We start from the raw sequence: 3,450 nt of genomic DNA on the forward strand, positions 1-3,450 counted from the left end.
CAGATGAATACTGTATGAATAAAAGAAGAAATAATAAAAATACAGTGAAGTCCTTTAAGAAAATTAAAAAGGTAATATCTTAAAACTAAATATACTAAACCTCTTTATCTATTTCACATACCCAGGGATCAATGGACACGTAGAAAGATCAAACAGAACACTACAGGAAGAATTCATCAATACCCACCTTAATCTATTAGCTACATATATTAATGCATTCAATTCAAAACTCATCGATTACCTATTCTGGTATAATACTGAGAGAGTTCATAAAGGCCTTAATAATTTACCACCCATAGATTTTCTTAAAACATTATCCTGAGTCTCAAATGTATGTAACTCAGACGAGATCTCTGAAAAACCCTATTTTGTCATCGTATATACTACTCCAGGTTGTGAGGAAATATATCTTTGATTATACTTCGTATGTATGGTTGAAGATATGAGGAAAAGTGAGTAAGTTTGTTTCTGTCGTTGGTTCATAGAAACCGTTCAGAATGTTAAACCCACTTTCCCTGTTCCCTTAAACCTGTACAAGTACGTTAGGCAGAGAGCCTGTATCACGATGATAGGCACAGGGAACATCTCATATCACAACCAAATCTGTTAAATTATAGGAGGTATTTGCAATGCTGTCACTTCTGAATTTATTTCAGGGTCTCTTAACTTATTGATTTTATAAGGTTCTGAAAAGATCCCGAAACAAGTTCGGGACTAAAGGTTCACCAGCATGACATTTTATTCTATTTTCATACTTTTTCAGAGACCTCCATACAAGGATTTGACATCTATAGATTTTCTGTTAAAATATTGTTGGAAGTTCAAAAATATGTGACTCAGACATCTATTTGGCACCTATAGATTGTCTGTAAATGTTATTCGGGGTTTCAAATGTATATAACTCATATGGGGTGCACAAAAAAATTTTAGTACAATAAGGAGGATTTAAATGAAAAAACTAATTAAACGCACAGGAATTTTTGTTTTAATTGCATCAATGCTTTTTTTGGCAGGTTGTTCATCCAGCGGAGGTAGCAAAACCATTAGAATAGTCCATAAAAACTTTACCGAACAGCGTATCATGGGAGAGATGCTATCTGTGTATTTAGAATCAAAGGGTTACGAAACAACCGTCAATGAGCTCGGTGGCTCTATGCTTTGCTTCAACGCACTTAACAACGGTGAAGCCGACCTGTACCCAGAATACACAGGAACCGGTTACTCCTGCATTTTGGAACAATCAGACATTCTCAGTCCAAATGAGACATACGACTATGTAAAATCCCATTTTGAAGAAGACTATGGTATCACTTGGCTAGCACCTTTCGGCTTTAACAATACATACGTCCTCTCAGTTACAGAAGAAACTGCTGAAAAATATGATATTACCTCCATATCTGACTTGAAAGATTTGGCAGGTGACATGATTCTCGGCTGCGATCAGGAGTTTGTAGTACGCACAGACGGTTACCCCGGCATGTGTACTCTTTATGGTTTTGAATTCAAAAAAGTGAAGAATATGGACCAGGGTCTTACGTACGCTGCCCTGGCAGAGGGTGATTTGGACGTAAACGTATCTTTTTCCACTGACGGCAGGATAGCAAAATACAACCTTGTCAACCTTGAGGATGACAAACATTTCTTTCCACCCTATTATTGCACGCCCATTTTGAAGCAAGAATTTGCGGAAGCCAATCCCGGAGTTGTTACTGCACTTGAAGCTTTAGAAAACGCCTGGAGTGACACCGACATGCAAAAATATAATCTACAGGTAGATGAGGGCGCAGAGCTCCGGGATGTCGCAACACAAATGCTAAAAGATAAGGGATTAATCGATTGATAATATTTGTATTGGAACAGAACTGGCACCAGTTCTGTTCCAAGCTACAAACACGCCTCTTCTTGACACAAGTAACAGCTTTGTGTTATAACCACTGTTATATAAAAAATTTCAACAAAATTTTATACATTGTCATCTATTTCAAGTCAAAGAGAGGTATAACATGATAGAACTCAAGAATGTATGTAAATCTTATGACGGGAAGAATGTCGTTATCAACAATCTCAGCATGACTGTAGAAGCAGGGGAATTTGTAGTTCTCGTCGGTGAAAGCGGATGTGGAAAAACAACTACGATGCAAATGATGAACAGGCTCATCAAGCCCACAAGTGGTAATATTTTTATCAACGGAAAAAACATTAAAACTTCAAATGAAATTGAATTGCGGAGAAACATCGGGTACGTCATACAAAGCATAGGACTTTTCCCACACAGAACAATTGCACAGAACATTGCAACCGTCCCAATGCTTTGCAAAAAAGATAAAAACGAAACGGAAAATCGTATCCGCAGTCTTATGGAGATCGTGGGACTCCCCCCTAATGAGTACGCACACCGTTATCCAAGCGAGCTCTCTGGCGGGCAGCAGCAACGAGCCGGCGTTGCAAGAGCACTTGCAAACGAGCCTGAAATAATCCTTATGGATGAGCCCTTTTCTTCTCTCGATCCAATCACGAGAGAACAGCTACAAAATGAGCTTTTGCGCATATGCGAAGAATTAGGAAATACTATCATCTTTGTCACCCATGATATTGACGAGGCTATTAAGCTAGGAGATAAAATCGCCGTTCTACAAGACGGCAAATTAGCTCAATTTGATACACCCGAAGAAATTTTGAAAAATCCCGCAAATGAGTATGTTGCGGAATTTGTTGGCAAAAATCGTCTTTGGAAAACTCCGGACATGGTAAATGCTGAGGACGTTATGAATAGTAATCTTGTTACTATAAATCCCAACCGCTCGGTGGCTCAGGCAATTGAAATTATGAAGACTCTCGATGTTACAATTTTGTGTGTTGCTAACAAACTAGAAACAGGAAAAATCAAACTTCTGGGTCTTGTCGGCGCTAACCGTCTCCGCGGTATCACTGATCACAGTATCAGAATGAAAAGCATAATGAAATCCAACATAAGAGAAATCCCTCACGATATGCCACTTACAGAAGTCATGGTTATCAGGGAAAAACGTAATGTAAAGTTCAGTCCTGTTATAGACGACAAAGGATATTTAATCGGAATAATTACAAACGCAAGTATTTTAAATGTCCTTAATCAAATCATGCCTGGAAAGGAGGACTATTAATTTATGGGTGTTATTAATTTCATCACCGGACATTGGTCCGAAATTATACAAAAAACTCTTGAGCATATTTCGCTTTCTTCTACTGCAGTTCTCTTAGCATGCTTAATCGGAATTCCCTTGGGCTTTTTAGTTGTAAACCACAAGGGTCTTTCAAATATTGTATTAAATATAGCAAATATCATCCAGACTATTCCATCCCTGGCGCTTTTTGCCTTTGCGATACCTCTGTTCGGAATTGGGGCAAAACCAGCAATTTTTGCTTTGTTTCTCTATGCCCTGCTCCCAATTATAAAAAATACTCTCTTGG

3 protein-coding genes are annotated in these 3,450 nt (G+C 38.3%); all 3 read left to right on the forward strand.

The window, feature by feature from the left end:
- Positions 1–949: 949 nt before the first annotated feature.
- Positions 950–1,840, forward strand: coding sequence for a glycine betaine ABC transporter substrate-binding protein (locus U9Q18_07490; GenBank protein ID MEA3314201.1), 891 nt, complete (start codon positions 950–952; stop codon positions 1,838–1,840).
- 163 nt (positions 1,841–2,003) lie between these two features.
- Positions 2,004–3,143 (forward strand): ABC transporter ATP-binding protein, encoded by a 1,140-nt coding sequence (locus U9Q18_07495; GenBank protein MEA3314202.1) that lies wholly within the window; start codon positions 2,004–2,006, stop codon positions 3,141–3,143.
- 3 nt (positions 3,144–3,146) lie between these two features.
- Positions 3,147–3,450: ABC transporter permease (locus U9Q18_07500; protein ID MEA3314203.1), on the forward strand; the 304-nt coding region annotated here is incomplete at its 3' end.

The organism is Caldisericota bacterium (assembly GCA_034717215.1).
Lineage (GTDB): Bacteria > Caldisericota > Caldisericia > Caldisericales > Caldisericaceae > UBA646.

Excerpts from the sequence above, each read along its gene's own strand:
- U9Q18_07490 (MEA3314201.1), top strand. The coding sequence starts at position 950 with ATGAAAAAACTAATTAAACGCACAGGAATTTTTGTTTTAATTGCATCA.
- U9Q18_07495 (MEA3314202.1), top strand. The coding sequence starts at position 2,004 with ATGATAGAACTCAAGAATGTATGTAAATCTTATGACGGGAAGAATGTC.